Raw genomic sequence first — 21,684 nt, 5'->3', positions numbered from 1 at the left:
GACCAGGCACCGGCGCCTCGCTCACCCGCCGGTGACGATGGTCAGCACCTTGAACGGCGTGGTGATAACGACGTCGGCTACCGAACCGACGGCCTTGCCCAGGCCTTCGCCGACATTGGCGAGATCCGCCGGGCTCTCATCGGCAGCGAGGCCGGCCGGCGTGCGCAGCCGGTTGCCAAGCAACTGTACCAGGATCGGATTGTCGGCGAATTTTGCATGGTTGAGGCCGCCGTCGCCGCCCTTGGCCTTGGTCAGGTCGACCACGGAGACGCCGTAGCTGGCGAGATCGGCCGCATTGCCATAATCGCCGACACGCGGCTTGTCGCCAGAGATAAGTGAAGACAATTTGAGCGCCCGGTCATCGGCTGACAGCAGCACGGCAAACGGCTTGTCCGGCTTGCCGTAGCGTATCATCTGCTTCTTGAACACGTCGACATCGATGTCAGGTGAAGCCAGGACGACATAGCCGAGCTTGCCGCCGAGATCACGGTCGCCGGTGATGGCGAGTTGGCGCAGCGCCTCCATGGTCAGCCAGGTACCCATTGAATGGGCGATGATGTCGATGCTCTTGACCCGTGTCTTGGCGAGCATCCTGAGCGTCGCCTCGAGATCGTCGCGAGCGGCGTTGGCGCTGTCCTTGTCGTAGATATAGCCCGTCGTCTTGGCGCTCGACGCCCAGGAGAACAGCACCGGCGTGCCCGGATATTTCGTGTCGTGGGCGATCTGCGTCAGCCGGTAGATGCCATCGTCGAAGCCGTTGTTGAAGCCATGCACGAAAACCAGCGCGCGGTCGCCACGCATGGCGATGTCGGCGCCGACCGCCTTGGCGAATTGCGGCGCATCGGCGTAGTGGACGACATCGGTGGCGGTGAATTGCTTGGCCGGGTTCGAGTTGGCCGAACCCTTGGCCCGCTCGATAGCTCCGACCTGGTGGACTTTCGGCACGGTGACATCCACGCGGGCGTAGCTGGTGGTCAAGGAGCGATCGCCGTCGAATACCTGCCGCGAATCCTTGGTCGCCTGCTGGCGGGTGGTGGCGACGAAAATTTCGTGGGTGGCGGCGATGTCGGAGGCGGGCACGGTGACCGTCGTCTTGTTGAGCAGATCGTGCGTATTACCGGCGCAGCCGGCGACCAGCAGCGTCAGGGTTACGGCGACGAAACGGTTGAAGCGCAAGGTCAAGCGCCGGCTCCCATGACGGGGGACGTCAAAAACATGACGCCGCTCGCTCTTCCGATAAAGCCAGAGACCGGCGCGGTCCAGTTCAAAGTGAGCTGATGCCTCTGCAATGGTGAACAGGCACGGCGAAACCCGTGGCGCCGCATCTACTGCCCGAGCAGGCTGATACGGTCGGTCACGTCCCGGTCGCTGGCAAAGCCATCATCCTCGCGCAAACGCTGGCCGATCATCTTCACCAGGGTTGGATTGTCGGCGAATTTGGTGTGGTTGAAGCTGTCGCTGCCCTTGACCTTGGAGAGATCGACCACCGTCACACCATAGGAGGCAAGGTCGGCGGCATCCTTGTAGTCGCCGACGCGCGGCCGCGAGCCGGCGATCAGGCCGGACAGCCTCAGCGCGCGGTCGTCGTCCGACAAGAGCAGGATGAACGGCTTGTCGGGCTTGCCGTAGCGCCGCATCTGGCTCTTGAACACGTCGACGTCGATATCGGGCGATGCCAGCACCACGTCGCCCAGCTTGCCGCCCAGGTCACGGTCGCCGCTGATGGCCATCTGGCGCAGCGTTTCCATGGTCACCCAGGTCCCCATCGAATGCGCGACAATGTCGATGCGCCGCGCGCCGGACTGCTGCAGCATGCGCAACGTCACTTCGAGTTGGTCGCGGGCGGCGCTGGCGCTTTCCTTGTCGTAGACATAGTCGGTGGTCTTGGCGCCCGACGCCCAGGAAAACAGCACCGGCGTGCCTGGGTAGCCGGAATCGTGGACGATCTGGGTCAGGCGGTAGACCGCGTCGTCGAAGCCGGTGTTGTAGCCGTGGACGAAGACCATGACGCGGCCGCCGCGTGCCGCGATATCGGCGTTGAGCGCGCTGGAGAATTTCGGCTGCGTGTCGTAGCCGACAACCTCGGAAGCCATGAAATATTTCGCCGGGTCATCCGACTTGCCGCGCGAGCGCCGTTCGATCTGACCGGTCTGGTGGACGCCTGGCACGGTGACGTTGACGCGGGCATAGTTCAGCGTGGCCGAGCGCTCGCCGTCGAAAACCTTGTTGGGATCGTCGGATTTCTTGCGCGTCGTGGCAATGAAGATCGAGTGATTGCCAGCGATTTCCGTCACCGGCACGGACATGACGGCGCTGCCGAGCAGTTCCTCGGTTCTACGGCCGCCTCCGCAGCCTGCCACCAGCAAGGCAAGCACAAGAATGCAAATCGTCTTCAAATGCACGTCAAAATTCCAATAGAGCCCAAAAAGGGCCATCCACCCTCCGCGACATCTCCCCAGCAGGCGAAGTGCGGCGGAAGTAAGTCGTGTCCGGCCAAAATGTCGTCGGCGCCCGATGACGGCCGCCGCACTGTTGCGCGAAAGCCAATGGCGGCGAGGGTGGAGGAGGGGCAGCGTCCTCTGTCGGCGGGATGCCGCGCACGGCGCCCGTTACGTTCGCTCCACCGCGAGGCGACTTTCATGAACAAACGCCTCCAAGTGGCTGCTCGCAAGCCAGGAATTCGCCTTGGCGGATGTGAGCGCTACGGGACAATGGTCTTGAGGGACCGGATATGCGATAGGCTGGTGTTTTACGCGCCTGCGGGCGGTTCGGGATGATCTGCCATGACAAGTTTTTCTTCGCGCGTCGCTACCGCTGCTGCCGCGATCCGCCAGATCTTTCCGGCAACGCCGCTGCAGGAAAACGACTATTTGTCGAGAAAGACCGGGGCTCGGGTGCTGTTGAAGCGCGAGGACCTGAGCCCGGTGCGCTCCTACAAGATCCGCGGCGCCTTCAACTTCTTTCGCAAGGCGCTTGCCGCCGGCAATCAGGCCGAACTGTTCGTCTGCGCCTCGGCCGGCAACCACGCGCAGGGTTTCGCCTTCGTCTGCCGCCATTTCGGCAAGAAGGGTGTCGTGTTCATGCCGGTGACGACGCCGCAGCAGAAGATCGACAAGACCCGGCTGTTCGGTGGCGATTTCGTCGAGATCAGGCTGGTCGGTGACTTTTTCGACGACTGCTATCGCGCCGCCTTCGAATTCACTGAAAGCTCCGGCGCCCACATGGTGCCGCCCTTCGACCACAAGGACATCATCGAGGGGCAGGCCACGGTCGCCTATGAGATCGCGGACCAGATGCCGGGCTCACGCATGCCCGACATCATCATGCTGCCGGTCGGCGGCGGCGGGCTCGCCGCCGGCGTGACGCATTATTTCGCTGATCAGGGCCGAGAGGCGCGTTTCGTCTTCTGCGAGCCGGCCGGAGCGCCGAGCCTGCATGACAGCCTTGCGGCGGGAAGGCGGCTGAAGCTCGCCAAGGTCGACAACTTCGTCGATGGCGCGGCGGTTGCCGAGATCGGCCGCGAACCCTTGCGGTATCTCAAGGATTTTGCCGCCGACACGGTGCGGCTGATCCCGGAAAACCGGCTCTGCGCGACGATGATCGAGATGCTCAACGTCGAAGGCGTCGTGCTCGAGCCGGCCGGCGCGTTGGCGATCGACGCATTGAAGGATTTTTCCAGGAAGGAGATCCGGGGCAAGACCATTGTCGCGGTGGTCTCGGGCGGCAATTTCGATTTCGAACGGCTGCCGGACGTCAAGGAGCGGGCGCTGCGCTACGAGGGGCTGAAGAAGTACTTCATCATCCGCTTCCCGCAACGGCCGGGCGCGCTGCGCGACTTTCTCGAAATGCTGGGCCCGGACGACGACATTGCGCGTTTCGAGTATCTGAAGAAGTCGGCGCGCAATTTCGGCTCGGTGCTGATCGGCATCGAAACCAAGGACCGTCGCAACTTCGACCTGCTGAAGGCGAATTTCGAGGCCGAGGGCGTCCAGTATCAGGACATCACCGACAACGAGACGCTGGCGGGGTTCATCATATGAGCGGAAAAATCTTCATCGCCCTGTTTTCCGGCATCAATGTCGGCGGCAACCGCATCGTCAAGATGGCGGAGCTGCGCTCGTTCTTCGAGGATCTCGGCTTTTCCGACGTCGCCAGCTATGTGCAGAGCGGTAATGTCGTTTTCCGGGCCGGGAAGGGCGACGCCGCCACGCTGACCAAACAGATCGAAACGGCTTTCGCGAAGAAATGGGGCTTTCATTCGCGCATCATGGTGCGCGATCTCAACTGGTTCGAACGGCTGGTGAGACAAAATCCCTATCCGGAAGCGGCCGCCGACCACACCAAGCTCCATGCCTACGCGCTGGAGCGTGAGCCGACCGTCGATGAGGTGGCGCGGCTGGCTGAAAAATGCACCGGTCCCGAGCGCTTCGAGGTCAAGGGCGATGTGCTCTACTTGCATGCGCCGAACGGGCTCGGCAAATCGGTGTTCGCCAACCTTATTGGGCGCGTTCTCAAGGTGCCGGGCACCGCGCGCAACTGGCGCTCGGTGCTGGCGCTGCTGGAAATGGCCGGCCAGGCAGGCAAGAACTAAGCTGGTTAGGCGGCTGGTTTCCAGTCGAAGGTCAGTTCCTCGCGGAAAGCAAAGCGTTTGATGTGATCGGCGACGACGCTTTCCAGCCGCTCGATCGACCCGGCTTCGTCGGTCGACACAGTGATGTGCAGCGTGCCCGCATCGGCATCCATGACGGTGCGGCCGAGCGACAGATCGATCGTGCCATGGGTGGGATCGAATTCGACCGGGAATTTGTGCGCCCAGTGCTTGCACAATTGCTGCAGGTAGCGGCTGGCATGTTCGGTGGCGACGTCGGCGTGGCTGGACGGCATGGTGGAATTCTCCGCGGGCGGTTTGCCCATTCGCAAGACAATGCGCCGGAGCTGTCGCCGGCGCGATTTCGCACAGATAGGCGTCGTCTTGCCGAACGCCAACGGCTGGCGGGCGGTATCCGCCCCGGTATCAGATCGACGCCTACCAGCTTCCGGTGTTGGGCATCGAAGCCCAGGGCTCGGCCTTGGCCTTCGCCGGACCTTTCTGCAGCAGCTCGATCGAGATGCCGTCCGGCGACCGGATGAAGGCCATGTTGCCGTCGCGCGGCGGCCGGTTGATGATCACGCCATTGTCCATCAGATGCTGGCACGTGGCGTAGATGTCGTCGACCTCATAGGCGAGGTGACCGAAATTGCGCCCGCCCTTGTAATCTTCCGGATCCCAGTTGTAGGTCAGTTCGACCAACGGCGCCTTGTTGTTGACGCCGCTCTCCTCGTCTTCGGAAGCGGCGAGGAAGATCAGCGTGAAGCGGCCCTGTTCGTTTTCGTAGCGGCGGACCTCCTTCAGCCCGAGCTTGTTGCAGTAGAAATCGAGTGAGGCATCGACATCGGCGACGCGGACCATGGTGTGCAGATAGCGCATGGGATTTTCCTCGGTATGTTTGGGTTGCGGCGCAACATAGGGTCGGCCCGCTGAAAGGGCAATCTCGGCGGCCGGCGAAGCCGGCAAAGAACAAATTCGGTATTCCCGCAATGAACCGTGAAAAAAGGCAGGGAAGGTCTTGCACACACCGGAAGCCGCGGTGTTAATCTGGTGTCAAGAATCAGTTGCGGTGTTCTTGCAAAAAAGGGGGCATTCTTATGGGGGAAAAGGCCTCTTTGACGGGGCGGGCCGGAACCCTTGGCGACGCCTTGACGCGCGACGAAGGCGACGATGCCGCCGACCTGACCGAAATTGCCGGCGCCATCAAGTGGTTCGATGTGGCCAAGGGCTACGGGTTCATCCTTCCCGATGACGGTGTCTCGGGCGATATCCTCCTCCATGTAACATGTCTTCGGCGGGACGGCTTCCAGACAGCTCTGGAAGGCGCGCGCGTGGTTTGCCTCGTCAAGCAGGGCGATCGCGGGCTGCAGGCGTTCCGCGTGCTTTCCATGGATGTCACCACCGCCGTCCATCCCGCGGAAATGCAGGAACAGCGCACCCATGTCGCGGTGACGCCGGAGAGCGGGCTCGAACGCGCCCTGGTCAAATGGTTCAACCGCACCAAGGGCTTCGGTTTCCTGACGCGCGGCGAAGGTACCGAGGACATTTTCGTCCATATGGAGACCTTGCGCCGCTACGGCATCACCGAGCTTCGGCCGGGGCAAGTTGTGCTTGTCCGTTTCGGGCGCGGTGACAAAGGCCTTATGGCCGCCGAAATTCACCCCGATATGGGCACCTTGCCGGTCTCGCATTAGGGCGACTGGCCGAGGATTTCATATGTCTCACAGGAATTCGCTGACGGCGGGCGTGATGTGCGCCGTTGCTGCATTCATGATCGGCGCAGGCGCTTTCTTCTATTTCCAGGTCCCCGGCGCGGCCGATGGCCGGGCAATGATCCTGCCCGTCGACCCTGCACCACTGGTTGCGGTGACGAAAGGCGGTGAACGATCCTTCTCCATTGAAGTCGCCGACACCGAAGCAGAGCGTGAGGCCGGCTTGATGTTTCGCGAGGACATGGCAGCCGACCATGGCATGCTGTTCGTCTTCGACGAGACACGCGAGGTCAGTTTCTGGATGAAGAACACGCCGATGCCGCTCGATTTGATCTTTGTCGGCCAGGACGGCAGGATACGCGCCATCAAGAAAGGGGAGCCGCAATCCGAGGCGATCGTCTCGCCCGGTGAGCCGGTCCGTTTCGTGCTCGAGCTCAAGGCCGGCACCGCCGCCCGGGACGGCATCGCCGACGGTGATCTTTTGCGCCATCCGGCGATCGGCACGGCATCGGGTCCCGGCATGCCACCGGCGGACAAGGGCGATTCTCCCAATGTCGGCTCGAAGTGAGCGTGGAAGATCGCCTGCCGATGCAGTTTTTTCCTCATGATGGCTTCGATCTTGCCTTTCTCGACCGCCAGCCGGTATCGGGCGCTGGCGATCCCGTGCTCATGATCCACGGCTTCGCCTCGAGCCACTACGTCAACTGGGTGTCGCCCGGCTGGTTCAAGACGCTCAACGACGCTGGATATCGCGCCATCGCCTTCGACAACCGCGGCCACGGCTCGTCATCGAAGAGCTATGACGAGGCCGATTACACGCCCGCAAAAATGGCTTCGGACGCGGCCGCCCTGCTCGATCATCTCGGCATCGAACGCGCCCATGTCATGGGCTATTCGATGGGCGCGCGCATCGCGGCGTTCCTGGCGCTGTCCGACCCGGACAAGGTTGCGACGCTGGTCTTTGGTGGCCTTGGCATCGGCATGATCGATGGCGTCGGCGATTGGGATCCGATTGCCGACGCACTGCTTGCCGACGATCCGGCTGCCTCCACCCATCCGCGCGGCCGCTCTTTCCGCGCTTTTGCCGACCAGACCCGCAGCGACCGCCGGGCGCTCGCCGCCTGCATCGCCAAATCGCGGGAATTGCTGAGCGAGCAGGACATTGCCCGCATCGCCCAGCCGACGCTGGTCGCCGTCGGCACGACGGACGATATTGGCGGTTCGCCCGACGAGCTTGCCGCCCTGATGCCGAACGCCCGGGCTTTCCACATCGAGGGCAGGGACCATATGCTGGCGGTCGGGGACAAGACCTTCAAGCAACGCGTGCTGGAGTTCTACGCCGAATATCCGCTTTGATCCCGCGCGAGGTGGCTGGGCTCAGTCCGGCGCCCTTGCTCCTTGCACCGACTTCGCCAGCACGCACAGCAGTTCGAACATCATCGTCGCGCCCGCCAGCGCCGTCATGCCGCCGAGATCGAACGGCGGCGCCACCTCCACGACATCGGCGCCGACAATGGTCAATCCGTCGAGCAGGCGCACCATCTCCTGCGCCTCGCGGGTGGTAAAGCCGCCGAGCTCGGGCGTGCCGGTTCCCGGCGCCATGGACGGGTCGATGCAGTCGATGTCGAAGGTCACATAGGTCGGTCCGGTTCCTGCGATGGCGCGCGCTTCCTCCATGACGTTGGCAGCACCTCGCCTGACGAACTCCTCCATGTAGATGATGCGAATGCCCTGGGCGACCGCCCAGTCGTGCTCGCCGGGCTCGTAGATCGAGCCGCGAATGCCGATCTGCACGACGCGTTTCGGGTCGAGCAGCCCCTCTTCGATGGCGCGGCGGAAGGGCGTGCCGTGCGTATAGGGATTGTCGCCGAAATAGCGGTCGTTGGTGTCGGAATGCGCGTCGAAATGGATCATGCCGACCGGCCGATCCCTGGCGACGGCGCGCAGCACCGGCAGCGTCGTCAGATGATCGCCGCCGGCGGCCAGCGGAATGGCGCCCGCCGCCACGATCGCGGCGATGCCGTCTTCGATGCGCTTCAACCCGTCCAAGAGGTTGATAGGATTGACCGAGAGATCGCCGACATCGGCTACATTGGCGATGCTGAACGGTTCGGTTCCCGAGACGTGGTGGACGCGCCGCATCAGGCTCGACTGGTTGCGGATCTCGCGCGGGCCGTGGCGGGCCCCGGCGCGGTTGGTCGTGCCGCCATCCCACGGTATGCCGACCAGTGCGATGTCGAGCCCCTCGGCGCTCGCCACCGCCGGCAGCCGCATGAAGGTCGAGAGCCCCGCAAAGCGGGGAACGGCCGAAGCGTCGATCGGCTGGAAGAAATTGCTGCTCATGATTTAGGCACCTCGGAAGAATTCACGTTTGACGATTTCAGCGATCCGCGTCTCGCAGTCGTCGAGCAGCCAGCGGCCTTTTTCCGCCGACGAACCCTCGGTCAGCGACAGGACGCCTGACGGTGGCACTTCATCGGCCGGCCTCGGATAACGATCATAGGGATTGAACTGCGCGGGGCCGTCATGCAGCGCCTTGCCGAGGTCGACGAGTTCGGGGCGCAACGCGAGCATCATAGAGGTTTCGATCACACTGGCATGTTCGAGCTCGATGCCGGGGTAGCCATCAGGGAACACTCTCGCCAGTGTTTGTGCGCGCACCATCTCCCAATGGTCGATGCGCAGGATCGTCAGATCCGTCGCACGCTCGCGTCCGATTGCATCCAGCGCCAATTCGATGCCTTCGATCGACGGGCCGATGTTCTCGTAGTGGCCGTTGAGGACGACGATGCGGCGGACTTTCTGGCGATAGAGGTCGCAGATCACATCCTTGACGATCAGCGAAAACGTATGCGCGGTGATGTTGATCGTGCCGGGAAAGGCCGGACCACCGCCTGTTCTCGGCTGCGAGCGGTTTCCATAGGCGATGGTCGGCGCGACGAGGCCGCCAACCTGCCTGGCCACCGTCTCGGCGATCGCGGTCGGGATAACGACATCGACGTTCATGGCCATGTGATGGCCGTGCTGTTCGGTCGAGCCGAGCGGCAAGAAGACGGGCGCGCCGGCGGCGATGCGCTTCTCTGCCTCCGGCCACGGCAGTTCGGCGAGGAAAACCCTGTCTCTCATCATCATCTCATCTCAAAGCATCGCCGCGCCACCATTGGCGCCCAGGCATTGTCCGGTGAAAAATGTCGCGCCCGGGCCGGCCAGAAAAACCACCGCGGAGGCGATTTCATCTGGCCGCCCGATCCGCCCCAACGGATGGGTGGTCTCCAGGGCGCGCTGGCTCTCGCTCAACGTCTCGAAGCCTAGAAGCGGCGTGTCGGTGGGGCCTGGCGCCACGGCGTTGACCAGAATCCGGGGCGCGAGTTCGCGTGCCCAGGAGCGGGTCAAGCCGAGCAACGCCGCCTTGGTTGCGCAATAGACCGAAGCGCCCGCGCGGCCGAGATAAGCGAGTTCGGAAGCGACGTTGATGATGCGGCCGCCGTCGGGCAAGTGCGGCAGGACTTCGCGGGCCATGAGGATGGCGCCGCGCACATTGACGGCGAACATGCGGTCGACATGGTCGAGCGAAATGGCATCGAGCGTTACCTCCTGCAGGATGCCGGCATTGTTGACGAGGATGTCGTAGCCGCCGATCCGTTCCGCGCCTCGCCTGACCGCCGCAATGACGTCTTTCTCGCGGGCGAGGTCGCAGGCAAGGATCGGTATATCGCCTTCTAACGCCTCCAGGTCGAACCCGAGAACAGCAGCGCCTGCCTCCCGCAAGGCAAGCGCCGTTGCGCGGCCGATGCCGCTCGCCGCGCCGGTGACAACAGCGCGTTTTCCAAACAACGGGACTACCAAGGCACTTCTCCCCTGTCGACGCCCAGCGACTGCCCGGTGATGTTGGCTGCGAGGCTGGAGGCCAGGAACAGATAGGTGCCAGCCATGTCGGCGGGTTCCATCAGGCCGGGCAGCGCCTGCGCGCCGACAATCTCCTCCAGCAGAGCCGCTTCGCTGACGGCACCTTGCACTGCCATGCGGCCGAGCGAGCGCATCGATGCTTCGGTGCGGACCCATCCCGGGCAGACCGCGTTGACGCGGATACCTCGCGATCCAAGTTCCTTGGCCCAGGTCTTGGTCAGGCCGATAATGGCGTGTTTGGAGGCAACGTAGGCGCCAAACCGCGCCTCGGCGATCCGGCCCCAGATCGACGCGGTGTTGATGATCGCCGCACCAGCCCCCATGCGCGGCAAAGCGCGCGCTGTGACCAGCGCCGTGCCGATGATGTTGATCTCGATGATACGCCGGAAGGCGGCTTCGTTCTCATCGCTGCTGTCGGCGATCGGCGTCATCAGTTCGAGGCCGGCATTGTTGATCAGCACGTCGATGCTGGGGACAGGGTCGAGCGAGGTCGCGACACCAGCGCGGTCGGTGATGTCGACCTCCGCGCTGGTGGCATCCAGCGTACGCGCCTGTTCGTGCACGGCGGGGTCATTGGCGATGAGATGCAGGTTGGCACCGGCCAGGGCAAAGCCCTTGGCGATGCCGAGCCCGATGCCTCGGCTGGCTCCAGTGATCACCACCGTCTTTCCGGAGAAGGAGAGGTTCATACCACCACTCCGGTTTCGTTGCGGATGAGATGCAGGACCTTGTTGCGCAGCTCGAAGAATTTCTGGGTCTCCCGGATCTCCAGTGGTCGGTTCGGCCCAAGCTCGGCCGCCACGTCGATATCGGCGACGACCGAAGCCGGCCGGCGCGAGAACAGGATGATGCGGTCGGCAAGGAACACCGCTTCTTCCACGTCATGGGTGACGAAGATGACGGTCTTTTCCTCGCGGATCTGGATCTGCCGCAATTCGACCTGCAGGCGCTCGCGGGTCAGCGCGTCGAGCGCGCCGAAGGGCTCGTCCATCAGCAGCACATCCGATCCAGCGGCCAGTGTGCGCGCAATCGCCACGCGCTGGCGCATGCCGCCCGAGATCCGGTTCGGATAGGAGCCAGCGAAGTCGGCGAGGCCGAACAGGTCGAGATAGTGACCGATGCGCTCGGCCTTTTGCGCCGAATCGAGGTCCTTCCTATAGCGCATGCCGAAGGCGATGTTCTTCTCGACCGTCAGCCAGGGAAAGGACGAATAGGACTGGAACACCATGCCGCGCCGGCGGTCGGGCCTGACCACCTTTTCCCCGCCAAGCAGGATCGAGCCCGAGCTCGGCTCGTCAAGGCCACCGACCATGCGCATCAATGTGGTCTTGCCGCAGCCCGAAGGTCCGAGGAAGACGACCAGCGAGTTGCGGTCGAGGCCAAGATTGGTCTTGCGCACGACATTGACGGGGCCGAACGACTTGGCCGTATCGACGAACTGGACATATCCGGTCATTGCCATGCCCCTTACAGATACCGGAACAGCCGGCGGTGGAGCAGGCGAAGAAGCTGGTCGGTGACAAGGCCGATGAGCCCGATGACGACCACGCCGGCCATGACCTCGGGTGTCTTGACGAAGCGCCGCGCCGTCCAGATCACATAGCCGATGCCGGAATCGGCGGCGACGATCTCGGCGATGATCAGATAGGTCCAGCACCAGCCGAGAGTGATACGGAGATTGTCGAGCAGCGTCGGCCCCATCCAGCGCAGGGCGACATCGATCATCACCTGCCTCGAATTGGCGCCGACGGTGCGGGCGACCTCGACAAACTCTTGCGGCACGCGCCGCATGTCGTCTGCCACCAAAAGCACGAGCTGGAAGAATGTGCCCAGCCAGAGCAGGAAGATCTTGGTCTCCTCGCCGACGCCGAACCAGATGATGGACAGCGGCACCAGCGCTGGAACCGGCAAATAGCGGATGAAATCGATCATCGGCTCCAGGGCCGCGCCGACGATCCGATAGCTGCTCATCATAATGCCGATCGGGATTGCCATGATGGCTGCGAGCAGGAAGGCGATCCAGACGCGCGCGGTCGAGACCGCGACGTGCCAGACAAGGTTCTGCTCCTTTAGCATCGTCCACAGCGCGAGGACGACACGGCTCGGCGAGGGCAGGAACTGCGGCGCGATGATGCCCGCGCGCGCCGCCAGTTCCCAGAGGACAACGACAAGCAATGCCGCCGTGACACTGACGGCGAACTCCACCATCGGCGACGCTCGGCCGCGAAAGACAAACAGGCTGCTGAACAAATCACTATCCCATCTAGAGAACGGCCGTCATCGGCGAGCGGGGCAGCCGCCAGGGGACTGCCGGGCTTGGTCGGCTTGATCGCTATTTGGCGGGGATGTTGTTGATAGCGGAGTTATCGATCTGATCGGCAGCCACCAGCTTGTTGTCGGCGGCGCCATTCTCCAGGTTGAGCTCCATGACGGTGTCGAAGATGCCGTGCAGCGTGCCCTTTTCGCCCGGCTTGCCCATGTAGGCCTGCGATTCCGAGAGCGTCGTGTAGGACAGGCTGGAGTTGACGATGTCGGTCACTTCGGCTGGTGTCAGGCCGAAATGCTTGGAGGCCATGTCGGCGAATTTCGCCGGCTCGGCCTTGATGAAGTCGACCGCTTCATAGATGCAGCCGAGAAACCTGGCATATTTGTCGGGGTTCGCCTTGAAGTCGTCATTGCGGGCGATGATCGCATCGATGATGATGCCGCGGTGGTCCTTGGATGAGATCAGCATCCGGGCACCGGGACGGGTCGAGGCCTTGAGGGCCTGCGACATGAACGGTTCGTAGGTCGCGATCGCAGCGATTGACGGATCGACGAAAACCGCGCCCGTATCGGCCGTGGCGATGTCCTTGATCTGCAGATCCTTCAGCGACAGCCCTGCCTGCTTGAGCTCCATTTGCAGCAACAGCCGTGAGGGGATGTTCGGCTCGGCCGCAACGACCTTGCCCTTGAGATCGGCGACCGACTTGACGGTGTCGTCGGTGATGACGCCGTCGCCACCGACGGATTCATCGATCGTGCCGATGATGATGCCGGGCGTCGACGCGTCACGGGGACGACCCTGATATTCGCCGACCGAGCGCATCTGCATCTCGATGTCGCCGCGCGCCATTGCCGCCATCACATTGGTAAGGTCGTCCTCGAACTTGATGCTGACGTCGAGGCCCTTGGCAGTGAAGCAGCCTAGATCGCTGGCGATGTGGACAGGCGCAAATCCCAGCCACGTCGGCGCAAGGATGCGGATCTGGTCGGCGCTGAGAGCTAGTTGCGAACTGGCAAGCACGAGGGCCGCGGACAGCGCGGTGGCGAGTAACGACTTCATCATTGTTCCCCTGTTTGTTTCGTGCAGGCTCGCCATTTCCGACATTGATGTAAATGAGTTTATTTAGAACGATACATCGAATAATATCGATGTATCTACAGGGAGGAGTGACGTGCGCCGGCTGGATAATATCGACATCCGCCTGCTGCGGGTTTTCGTGGCGCTCGCCGATTCAGGCGGGTTCGCCGCCGCGCAAATGACGCTCAACCTGTCGCAGCCGACACTCAGCACGCATTTGGCGGAACTGGAAAAGCGCCTCGGCGCCCAGCTCTGCCATCGCGGGCGCAAGCAATTCCGCCTGACGGAGGTCGGGCAGGCGACCTATGATGCCGCGCAGAAACTGTTTCGCGACCTTGACGATTTCGGACACCGCATCAACGCAGCCAGCGGCAGCCTGTCGGGCCGCTTGCGGGTCGGTACATCGGATGGGGTTTTCACCAGCGGTGAACTGGGCATCCAGCATGCCTTGAGCCGCTTCATGGGACCGGATTCCGAAGTCTTCGTAGATCTTTCGGTGGGCACGCCGTCCGAGCTCGAGCAACAGGTAGCCGATGGCGGCCGCGATGTCGTCATCGGACCGCTGTCGCAGAAGGCGCCTGGCGTCGTCTATCGGGATTACTGTGGCGAACCGCATCTTCTTTATTGCGGGCGCCGGCACCCGCTTTTCGCGGTGCCTGATGCGAGGATCGACCAGGGCGCCATCGACGCCGCGCGGTTTTCCGTGCGCAGCTATCGGCATTTCGACGATCTCTATCTGGTCGGCCATCCCAGGGCGAGCGCGTCGGTCGTTCACATGGAGGCGCAGTTGATGCTGATCCTGTCGGGCAACTTCATCGGCTTCCTGCCATGCCACTTCGCCGATCCGTGGGTCGCGGCCGGAGACATGCGGGCGATCAGGCCAAGCGCCTACTCTTTCAGTTCCATCCACCGCGTCGCCTATCGCAAGACCGACGCCCAGCGCTCGCTTGTTCAGGCGTTTCTCGCAGCCCTCTTCGGGACAACGCCCCTGTCCGGACCCGCCTAGATCCAAGGCAATCCCGCAAGCGCGCCAGGCGCGGTCAGGACGGTTCTTGCAAGGTCTCCAGCGAGCGCGCCATGTTGAGCCTCGCCTGCGGCTCGAAACGCTGCCGGAACTCCTCTGTGTGGAAGATGTGCGGGCGGGCGAGGAAATCCTTCAGCACCGCACCCCGGCCGGCACGCCACATCGGCTCCTCCACCCAGTCGTATTCGCGGCGGACCGCGCGTTCATAGGCGTCGAACGCATCAGGCGCGGCACCCAGGATCGACAGGTCCATATCGAGAAACAGGCTGGCGTCGCGTGTGGCCGCCGCGTCGTCGAACCGCGTCAGCTTGTGCGCGGCGGTGGCGACGATCATCGCGCTGATGCGGTCGAGGCGCTCGGCATCGACGCGGCCCGCGAGTTTTTTCTCGGCAAGCGCGGCGCTTCTGATCTCATTGTCCTTGGCTCTGCTGTCGTAGATGGCGTCATGGAACCAGATCGCCGCTTCGACGGCCCGCGGGTCATCGAGCAGCGCGCGATAATCGCCGGCCAGCGCCAGCATCGCCTCGATATGCACAAGGTTGTGGTAGTGGCGATTCCCGGTGCTGTAGAGCGCCCACAGCTCGGTTTTCAGGGCCATGTCGATCAAGGGTTCGTTTTCCATGGCTGCTTGAATTCCTGCGAACCAAATCCATTTGACGAAGCACTAAGGAAAATTGAGTTCAATCATGCTATCATCTGCCTTATATGTGCGGCCAGACAACGGGCAAGCACAACCGGCAAGCCAGCAGGACGCAGGACGAGACGTCGATGAACAGCATCAGCATTTCCCGCCACAGCGCGTTGCAACCGGTCGATCCGATCTGGCGTTCGATCCGCGACGAAGCGATGGAGGCGGTCAACCGTGATCCGCTTCTCGCGGCGTTCCTCTATTCGACGATCCTCAATCAGGAAAGCCTGGAAGAGGCCGTCATCCACCGGATCGCCGAGCGGCTTGCCCATCAGGACATCGGCTCCGATCTCATCCGCCAGACCTTCAAGACCATGCTGGCCGACGACAAGGAATGGCCTACGACCGTGCGTGTCGACATCCAGGCCTACTACGACCGTGATCCGGCCTGCGACCGCTTCATCATGCCGGTGCTCTATTTCAAGGGCTTTCATGCCATCCAGACCCATCGGCTGGCGCATTGGCTGTGGAACCAGGGCCGCAAGGATTTCGCCCTGTACCTGCAGAGCCGTTCGTCCTCGGTGTTCCAGACCGACATCAACCCGGCCGCGCGCATCGGCAAGGGTATCTTCATTGATCATGCCACCGGCCTCGTCGTCGGCGAGACCGCGGTCATCGAGGACGACGTGTCGATCCTGCATGGCGTGACGCTGGGCGGTACCGGTAAGGCCGGTGGCGACCGCCACCCCAAGATTCGCCGTGGCGTGCTGATCGGCGCCGGCGCCAAGATTCTCGGCAACATCGAGATCGGCCATTGCTCGAAGGTCGCCGCCGGTTCGGTGGTGCTGTCGCCCGTGCCGCATAACAAGACGGTTGCCGGCGTGCCGGCCCGGGTCGTCGGCGAGACCGGCTGCGACCAGCCGTCGCGCCAGATGGACCAGCTTCTGCCGTCGCAGAAGATGGACCAGGTGATCAGCTTCGATATCTGATTTCCGCGCCGGCGCGCTTGTCCGGCGTGACCGCGATTTTGCCAACGGTGCTGCCGCTTCCGGTGCAATACGGCCGGCTTGCCTTTACATAGACATTGTCGACGTGCCAGAAGCGCCGTTCAAACCAGCAAGCCCGATGATCGGAGAAGACTGTTGAAGCCGGACGAAATCAGAAAGCTGGACGCCTATTTCAAGCGCGTCTTCCAGAACCCTAAGCTTGAGGTCAAGGCACGGCCGCGCAAGGAAGATTCGGCCGAAGTGTATGTCGGTGACGAGTTCCTCGGCATCGTTTTCAAGGACGAGGATGACGGCGACTACAATTTCTCGATGGCGATCCTCGACATCGATCTGGCCTGAGCCGCGAGCCGATGGCGGCTGCGCAGAGCGCGGTCGGCGTCGGCATCTGTCAGTTAATGGCCGGGCTTCAGAATCCGCTCGGCCTCTGCCGTCATCGCCGCGTCGAGCGCTTGCCAATCGCCCAGGAATTCCTTGGGAAAACGATAGGTGAGGCTGAGATCGTCGCCGACATGGATGTCCCGCTCGCAGGGCGCCAACGATTGACCGGCACTCGGCCCGCTCAGGCAGCGGGCCACGAAAGGGTCCTTGCCCTGGCGGTTGCCGACCACCAGCACCTCGTTCAGATAGCCTGATTTCTCGTTGAACCCGTAGACCGTCGTCCCGCCGGGTCCCGGAATGCCGGGTTGCACGATCAGCGCGCTGTAGATCGGCGCGAACCGGCCGCTCATGTCGCGCGACATCATCTGCGGCTCGAAGGACAGGAAGATGATGGTCCTGTTGTCTTGCGAATGGTTGAAGTCGTCGCGAGCGGCCTCGCTGTAGCCGTCCATCTGGGGATAGCGCAGATAAAGGTCGAGACGCGAGGCAATGCCGTCGCGCCGGGCCTGGTCAAAGCGGATGAAATTGGCCGGCACGGAAATCACATTGTTGCCGATCACCACCCGGCGCACCGTCGCGTCGTCGGTATATCCGGCCATCGCGATGGAATGGCCGAACCATTTGCCGCCGAGGCTGATCGCTACCGACAGCAGGGCAAGTGCGGCGAACGCATGGAAGACCCTCCTCATCAGCATGGAATCGACCACGGTGAGTTCGGGGCCGTCGGCGATCGCTGCCTGCTTCATCTCGATCCTCATCCCAACCGCCTGTCCGCCATTGCCGGTGTCTCTCGGCGGCACACATCGAGCGGCATGGCTCTTGCAGCCTTCCTGAAACGACTGTGCGATTTCATGGTAAATGGAAGGTTAAAATGGCTGGGATGGAACTCTTCCTGTTCGCTTTTGTCGTCGGGTTGACGGCTTGCGGGCTGACGGGCTCGACGATGGAACTGGTGTCGGGCCGCAAGGTCGCCTTCACCGAGCCTTACGTGTCGCCCTCGCATGTGCTGCGCTCGCTGGCAGTCACCGCTGGCGCCGGGCCGTTCATGCTGGTCAACGATGCGCTCGACGCCCGGCGCGAAAACCGCATTTCGACCATAGCGCTCTTGTCGTGCGGCTGCACCGCGATTGCCTGGTCCCTGGCGCTCGGCATCGTCGTGCTTGCCATTGCCTCATGGACGATCAGTCCCTTGTCGCGGCTCGGCTTTTGATGGAACCGAGTCGCTCCAACCATTCGTTTCACGCAATTCCTGACGGAAAACCGCTGCGCACTTTTCCTGGAATTGCTCTACGGTCCGGCATTCCAGCCTGAGACGATTCGGAGACCGACAATGCCGCTTTATGCGATCGACGGAACGGAGCCCAGCTTCGCGGATGCGGATTCAAACTGGATCGCGCCCGATGCGACGCTGATCGGCAACGTGAGCGTTGGCCGCAATGCCGGTTTCTGGTTCGGCGTCGTTGTCAGGGGCGACAACGAGCCTGTTGTCATCGGCGCCGATACCAATGTGCAGGAACATACCGTCATGCACACCGATCCCGGCTTCCCGCTGACCATCGGCGAAGGCTGCACGATCGGCCACCGCGCCATGCTGCATGGCTGCACGATCGGCGACAACAGCCTGATCGGCATGGGCGCCATCGTGCTGAACGGCGCCAGGATCGGCAAGAATTCGCTGGTTGGCGCCGGCGCGCTGGTCACCGAGGGCAAGGAATTTCCGGACAATTCGCTGATCGTCGGCTCGCCGGCCAAGGCGATCAGGGTGCTGGACGATGCGGCAGTCAAAAGGTTGCGCGGCTCGGCCGCGCACTATGTCGCCAATGGCAAGCGCTTCAAGGCGGGACTGAAGAAGGTTTGAGGCCAGCCTGGCCAATACCTGTCGCCGACCGTTCTAATCGCGAGCCAAGTCACTGTCCGCTGGAGCCGCGCACGGCCATTGCACCGCGCAGCAAGGACGCGCCGGCTTCAAAGCCGGTAATGTCGGCTTCCTCGGCAGCTGTCCTGTAGTCGTCGATCCGGGTTTCGAGCGTCGGGTCGGCGCCCGCGGCCAGAAGCAGACGGATCGCGTCAGCGCTACGAACGGCCACCGAATAGTGCAGCGGCGTCCAGTCGTTCACGCCGCGCATGTCGGGATCGGCGCCAGCGTCGATCAACATCTGGACGATTTCCAGCCGGTCGGACCGCTCGGTGGACAGTGCGGCCATGATTGCCGGAAACCCAGCGTGATCCGCATAATTCGGATCCGAGCCCGCATCCAGCAAGGCCGAGATAAAGCCGACCGGGCTCCAGTAGATCGCATATTCCAGCGGGTGCCCGAGGCCGAGCTCAAACGGCATGCGCTCGTCGAACCAACGGGACGAGCCACCAAGGGCTTTGCCGAGACCATCGAAGTCACCGGCCTTGAAGGCCTCGTCGATCGCCTTGAACAGACGCTGGCGCTCGCACCGATCTTCCGGGATTTCCAGCATCACCGCGATCCAGACGACGAATGCAACGGCCGATAATGCCTCGATCTGCTGCGTGTGGATAGGGAAAGTTGGACGTTCGGACGCGCGTGGCGGCAGTGATGCCATGGATCAATTCTAGCAACCACCGCCAGAAATGGCGGAGCCGGCCCGGGGACAGGGCCGGCTCCTTTGACCCGGTCGTTGGGGACGGGGAGGGTGGGGACTCGACCGGGTTTCTCGTTACGCCCTAGCGGACGCTGGCGACCGCGTCCGAGCGGCCGTCGTTGATCGTCACCCAAACGCCTGAATTCTCCGTCGATTGGCGCTTGAGATAGGTGTAATCGGTGTCCGTCCAGGACAGCACCTTGGTTTCCAGATTGTCGAGAATGAACTCGCCGAGGCTGGTGCGCACGGTCAGCACGGCATGGCCGTCGCCATTCGGCTGGCGCGCAACCGTCATCAGCAGATCACCTGCCGGCACGCCTGCGTCCATCAGTGCGCGGCGCTTCTCCAGCGCGTAGTCCTCGCAGTCGCCAAAGCCATTGTCGGGATAGGCCCAGTACTCCTCGACACCGTAGTTCTCCATGTCGGTGCGCGGCTTGATGCGGGTGTTGACGGAATTGTTGATGTTGACGATCGTCGCCCAGAGCTTGCGGGTCAGGTCGACCGGCGCTCCCTTGGGCGTCTTCTCGTTGCATTCGCCAGGGATGCGCTGGCAGAATTCATAGTGGCCAACAGGCTGCGTGGTCCGTCCGCCGGTGTGCATATAGGCCGGTCCCGCGGCATATGCTGATCCCCAAGCGGAAAGCTGCATCGCCATTGCCAACAGCAACAGCTTGCCCCTCGTTTTCTTCATTTTTTGGTCTCCCCGTTCGAAGGAGACATTGCCACGGCTGGATTTATTTGACGCAAAAGCGCGAAGCAGACTTTAAGTAAAACGCCAGTAGAATAAACATAAAATTTGAATCAATTGAGTATTGAATTGTTTGGATTGCCGCGGCTGCCCTGCTGGGGTGCGGCATTTCCACCGCTGCCGGTAGCAGCGTAGGGCTGTTCGAAGCGACGTCGATCGCTTCCGGATGGATTATCGGTGGCAGGTGTCAGGAAACAAAAAACCGGCCGCGAAGGCCCGGTTTGATTGTCTGTGCGTACGGCTCAGGCGCGCGGCGTGTTGAATTCGGAATCGAGCGTTTCGGGGCGCTGGATGACGGCGAATTCGATGGCGACGCCATCCTCGAAATGGCGAACGATCTGGCCGCGCATGGTGCCGAGCATGACCTGGACGCCGATCGCCGGCTTGACGTCGATCTCGATCGCGGCGCCCGACAGCGACAGATCGATGATCCGGCACTGGTATTGGCGGCCATCGGTGAGTTGCAGCACGCTGGTCGGGTTACGCGGCGCGACGCGCTCGTGGCGGCGGTCTTCCGGCAGGTCGAGTTCGTGCTTGTTGGCAAGCCAGGTCAGCTGCGCCGCCAGCTTGTCCTTCTTGCGGTCGGACGCGATCACCGTCATGGCGAAGCCGTCCTGCAGCGTGCGTGTGACGACGCCTTCGATGCGGCCGATATGGTCGATATAGGCGATGACTTTTTCGCCGGGCATGCCGATGCGATCGGTGCGCAGAGCGACGTTGCCGGGCGACATATCGACAACCTGGCAAGGATGCTCGGTGCGGTCTTCCAGCATGAAACGCCCGTATATCTTGACCCGGACGCGCTGAAAGTTACGCCTTTCAGCTTGGGACGGCGCGTATTCGACCGCCGCTGACCTCATGACTGCCTACACCCCGTTTGGCATTCCCGCGCGTCGATGCGAAGGACTTCATCACAGAAGTACAACAAAGCGGGTTAACAAAGGGAAAAAACGAGCCTCCAGGACTGTGCGATCATCAACTATTCCTCGCGCCCGCCGTCGAAGACGACGAGGTGGCGGATGCGGCGCGAGCGGCCAAGCGCCGAGATCGTATCGGGCGCCTCGAGTTCGGCAGGAACAAGCGAGGGAACGTCGATCGCCGGGCGGTCGTTGAGCAGCTCTTTTTCCGGATCGATGACGCGGATCGAATCGATCATCGCGTCCGTGATCGGGTCGGCGCCGAGCCAGAACGGCTTTTCCACGGCGCTGATCACGCCGAGGCAACGCGGGTTTTCGACGCCACCGTCAAGCGGCAAGGCAAGCAATTCGAACTTGTTGGAGCGGCCGTTGCGGCTGAAGCCCTCGAAGATGATCAGTACTACCGATTTCTGATCGAAGACCCCATGAATGAGCCGTGACATCAGGCGCTGATCCTTCTCGCGCCACAGGGACGGGAATGAAAAGCCCTTGAGCTCTCGGCCATAGCAGGCACAGAGCCTGGTGCCGGCCAGGCGGAATACGGGCTGCCCGCGCGTGTCTTTTTCCAGGATGAACGTGTCGGCCAGCAGCGACTTGATATCGGCCGGTTCTACCTCCGAGCGCTTCGGAGCAGGGCGTCCGTCACGCAGGCGGTTCCAATAATGGAACAGCGTGATCGATCCGTTTTGGTTCATGGTATGCTGCTCCGCGCATTCTGTCGTCTGATGTCCCATCGGTGAACAGAAGGGCGCCCTCCGATGACCTACATGCGTTGCGGAGCAGGAAGCGTGCCAGCGTCGTTAACACTTGTTCACGGGTCG

Annotated in this window: 27 protein-coding genes; 10 read left to right on the top strand and 17 right to left on the bottom strand. The window is 62.6% G+C overall.

The window, feature by feature from the left end; genetic code table 11:
* Positions 1–21: 21 nt before the first annotated feature.
* Positions 22–1,176 (bottom strand): alpha/beta hydrolase, encoded by a 1,155-nt coding sequence (locus EB233_RS20675; protein ID WP_161633491.1) that lies wholly within the window; start codon positions 1,174–1,176, stop codon positions 22–24.
* 149 nt (positions 1,177–1,325) lie between these two features.
* On the bottom strand, positions 1,326–2,435 hold the full coding sequence (locus tag EB233_RS20670) for an alpha/beta hydrolase (protein WP_064991491.1): 1,110 nt from the start codon (positions 2,433–2,435) through the stop codon (positions 1,326–1,328).
* 348 nt (positions 2,436–2,783) lie between these two features.
* On the opposite strand from EB233_RS20670, the gene ilvA reads away from it, so the two are divergent.
* The gene (gene ilvA / locus EB233_RS20665) at positions 2,784–4,040 is read left to right on the top strand and encodes a threonine ammonia-lyase IlvA (RefSeq protein WP_064991490.1); all 1,257 of its coding nucleotides are present in this window, start codon (positions 2,784–2,786) and stop codon (positions 4,038–4,040) included.
* Positions 4,037–4,591 (top strand): DUF1697 domain-containing protein, encoded by a 555-nt coding sequence (locus tag EB233_RS20660; protein WP_064991489.1) that lies wholly within the window; start codon positions 4,037–4,039, stop codon positions 4,589–4,591. Before ilvA ends, EB233_RS20660 begins: the two co-directional genes overlap by 4 nt.
* A 5-nt stretch (positions 4,592–4,596) precedes the next feature.
* On the opposite strand, the gene EB233_RS20655 is transcribed toward EB233_RS20660, so the two are convergent.
* Positions 4,597–4,884, bottom strand: coding sequence for a DUF2218 domain-containing protein (locus EB233_RS20655; RefSeq protein WP_064991659.1), 288 nt, complete (start codon positions 4,882–4,884; stop codon positions 4,597–4,599).
* A gap of 142 nt (positions 4,885–5,026) precedes the next feature.
* A complete protein-coding gene (locus EB233_RS20650) occupies positions 5,027–5,467 on the bottom strand; it encodes a VOC family protein (RefSeq protein ID WP_064991658.1) in 441 nt (146 codons plus the stop codon).
* Positions 5,468–5,685: 218 nt separating this feature from the next.
* Here EB233_RS20650 and EB233_RS20645 point away from each other — a divergent pair, with 218 nt between their 5' ends.
* The 3 genes from EB233_RS20645 to EB233_RS20635 are packed head-to-tail and all read left to right on the top strand — an operon-like array spanning position 5,686 to position 7,656.
* Positions 5,686–6,282, top strand: coding sequence for a cold-shock protein (locus tag EB233_RS20645; protein WP_064991488.1), 597 nt, complete (start codon positions 5,686–5,688; stop codon positions 6,280–6,282).
* A 22-nt stretch (positions 6,283–6,304) separates the two neighbouring features.
* Entirely contained in the window at positions 6,305–6,868 is a 564-nt protein-coding gene (locus EB233_RS20640; RefSeq protein WP_027051706.1) for a DUF192 domain-containing protein, read from the top strand.
* 20 nt (positions 6,869–6,888) lie between these two features.
* Positions 6,889–7,656, top strand: a complete 768-nt coding sequence (locus EB233_RS20635; protein WP_064991657.1) for an alpha/beta fold hydrolase — start codon at positions 6,889–6,891, stop codon at positions 7,654–7,656.
* A gap of 21 nt (positions 7,657–7,677) precedes the next feature.
* On the opposite strand, the gene speB is transcribed toward EB233_RS20635, so the two are convergent.
* The 7 genes from speB to EB233_RS20605 all read right to left on the bottom strand — a co-directional run bounded on the left by speB (position 7,678) and on the right by EB233_RS20605 (position 13,531).
* Positions 7,678–8,643: an agmatinase gene (speB, locus tag EB233_RS20630; RefSeq protein ID WP_064991487.1), complete on the bottom strand. Its 966-nt coding sequence runs from the start codon at positions 8,641–8,643 to the stop codon at positions 7,678–7,680.
* Positions 8,644–8,646: 3 nt separating this feature from the next.
* Complete coding sequence (locus tag EB233_RS20625) at positions 8,647–9,426, bottom strand: creatininase (protein WP_064991656.1); 780 nt, start codon at positions 9,424–9,426, stop codon at positions 8,647–8,649.
* Between the two features lie 12 nt (positions 9,427–9,438).
* Positions 9,439–10,146: an SDR family NAD(P)-dependent oxidoreductase gene (locus EB233_RS20620; protein WP_064991486.1), complete on the bottom strand. Its 708-nt coding sequence runs from the start codon at positions 10,144–10,146 to the stop codon at positions 9,439–9,441.
* Positions 10,140–10,895 (bottom strand): SDR family NAD(P)-dependent oxidoreductase, encoded by a 756-nt coding sequence (locus tag EB233_RS31850; protein WP_064991485.1) that lies wholly within the window; start codon positions 10,893–10,895, stop codon positions 10,140–10,142. The genes EB233_RS20620 and EB233_RS31850 overlap by 7 nt, the downstream gene beginning before the upstream one ends.
* Positions 10,892–11,662 (bottom strand): ABC transporter ATP-binding protein, encoded by a 771-nt coding sequence (locus EB233_RS20615; protein WP_081294276.1) that lies wholly within the window; start codon positions 11,660–11,662, stop codon positions 10,892–10,894. Before EB233_RS20615 ends, EB233_RS31850 begins: the two co-directional genes overlap by 4 nt.
* An 11-nt stretch (positions 11,663–11,673) precedes the next feature.
* The gene (locus tag EB233_RS20610; protein ID WP_244277796.1) at positions 11,674–12,456 is read right to left on the bottom strand and encodes an ABC transporter permease; all 783 of its coding nucleotides are present in this window, start codon (positions 12,454–12,456) and stop codon (positions 11,674–11,676) included.
* A gap of 82 nt (positions 12,457–12,538) precedes the next feature.
* Entirely contained in the window at positions 12,539–13,531 is a 993-nt protein-coding gene (locus tag EB233_RS20605; RefSeq protein ID WP_064991654.1) for an ABC transporter substrate-binding protein, read from the bottom strand.
* Positions 13,532–13,643: 112 nt separating this feature from the next.
* On the opposite strand from EB233_RS20605, the gene EB233_RS20600 reads away from it, so the two are divergent.
* Positions 13,644–14,555, top strand: coding sequence for a LysR family transcriptional regulator (locus EB233_RS20600; protein ID WP_064991483.1), 912 nt, complete (start codon positions 13,644–13,646; stop codon positions 14,553–14,555).
* A 34-nt stretch (positions 14,556–14,589) separates the two neighbouring features.
* Here the strand turns inward: EB233_RS20600 and EB233_RS20595 are convergent, their stop codons facing one another.
* The gene (locus tag EB233_RS20595; RefSeq protein WP_064991482.1) at positions 14,590–15,195 is read right to left on the bottom strand and encodes an HD domain-containing protein; all 606 of its coding nucleotides are present in this window, start codon (positions 15,193–15,195) and stop codon (positions 14,590–14,592) included.
* Positions 15,196–15,341: 146 nt separating this feature from the next.
* On the opposite strand from EB233_RS20595, the gene cysE reads away from it, so the two are divergent.
* A complete protein-coding gene (gene cysE, locus EB233_RS20590; RefSeq protein WP_027051711.1) occupies positions 15,342–16,190 on the top strand; it encodes a serine O-acetyltransferase in 849 nt (282 codons plus the stop codon).
* 153 nt (positions 16,191–16,343) lie between these two features.
* Positions 16,344–16,547, top strand: a complete 204-nt coding sequence (locus tag EB233_RS20585; RefSeq protein ID WP_006200852.1) for a DUF3126 family protein — start codon at positions 16,344–16,346, stop codon at positions 16,545–16,547.
* Between the two features lie 53 nt (positions 16,548–16,600).
* Here the strand turns inward: EB233_RS20585 and EB233_RS20580 are convergent, their stop codons facing one another.
* Positions 16,601–17,332: a hypothetical protein gene (locus tag EB233_RS20580; protein WP_064991653.1), complete on the bottom strand. Its 732-nt coding sequence runs from the start codon at positions 17,330–17,332 to the stop codon at positions 16,601–16,603.
* A gap of 125 nt (positions 17,333–17,457) precedes the next feature.
* Here EB233_RS20580 and EB233_RS20575 point away from each other — a divergent pair, with 125 nt between their 5' ends.
* Together EB233_RS20575 and EB233_RS20570 are read left to right on the top strand one after the other, a co-directional pair.
* Entirely contained in the window at positions 17,458–17,796 is a 339-nt protein-coding gene (locus EB233_RS20575) for a DUF6949 family protein (protein ID WP_064991481.1), read from the top strand.
* Between the two features lie 120 nt (positions 17,797–17,916).
* Positions 17,917–18,444: a gamma carbonic anhydrase family protein gene (locus EB233_RS20570; RefSeq protein WP_064991480.1), complete on the top strand. Its 528-nt coding sequence runs from the start codon at positions 17,917–17,919 to the stop codon at positions 18,442–18,444.
* 49 nt (positions 18,445–18,493) lie between these two features.
* On the opposite strand, the gene EB233_RS20565 is transcribed toward EB233_RS20570, so the two are convergent.
* The 4 genes from EB233_RS20565 to EB233_RS20550 form a co-directional block, all read right to left on the bottom strand.
* Positions 18,494–19,159: an ankyrin repeat domain-containing protein gene (locus EB233_RS20565; protein WP_244277795.1), complete on the bottom strand. Its 666-nt coding sequence runs from the start codon at positions 19,157–19,159 to the stop codon at positions 18,494–18,496.
* 121 nt (positions 19,160–19,280) lie between these two features.
* Positions 19,281–19,889 (bottom strand): transglutaminase-like cysteine peptidase, encoded by a 609-nt coding sequence (locus tag EB233_RS20560; protein WP_064991479.1) that lies wholly within the window; start codon positions 19,887–19,889, stop codon positions 19,281–19,283.
* A gap of 299 nt (positions 19,890–20,188) precedes the next feature.
* Positions 20,189–20,806 carry a PilZ domain-containing protein gene (locus EB233_RS20555; RefSeq protein ID WP_027051717.1) on the bottom strand — a complete coding sequence of 206 codons (618 nt, stop codon included), beginning with the start codon at positions 20,804–20,806 and terminating at the stop codon, positions 20,189–20,191.
* A gap of 119 nt (positions 20,807–20,925) precedes the next feature.
* The gene (locus tag EB233_RS20550) at positions 20,926–21,558 is read right to left on the bottom strand and encodes a PAS domain-containing protein (protein WP_064991478.1); all 633 of its coding nucleotides are present in this window, start codon (positions 21,556–21,558) and stop codon (positions 20,926–20,928) included.
* Positions 21,559–21,684 lie beyond the last annotated feature (126 nt).

The sequence above is a fragment of the Mesorhizobium erdmanii genome (genome assembly GCF_013170725.1).
In the GTDB taxonomy this organism is placed as follows: Bacteria; Pseudomonadota; Alphaproteobacteria; order Rhizobiales; family Rhizobiaceae; genus Mesorhizobium; species Mesorhizobium erdmanii.
Note: the sequence above shows the minus strand (reverse complement) of the source record. Positions and strands in the feature narration are given on the sequence as shown.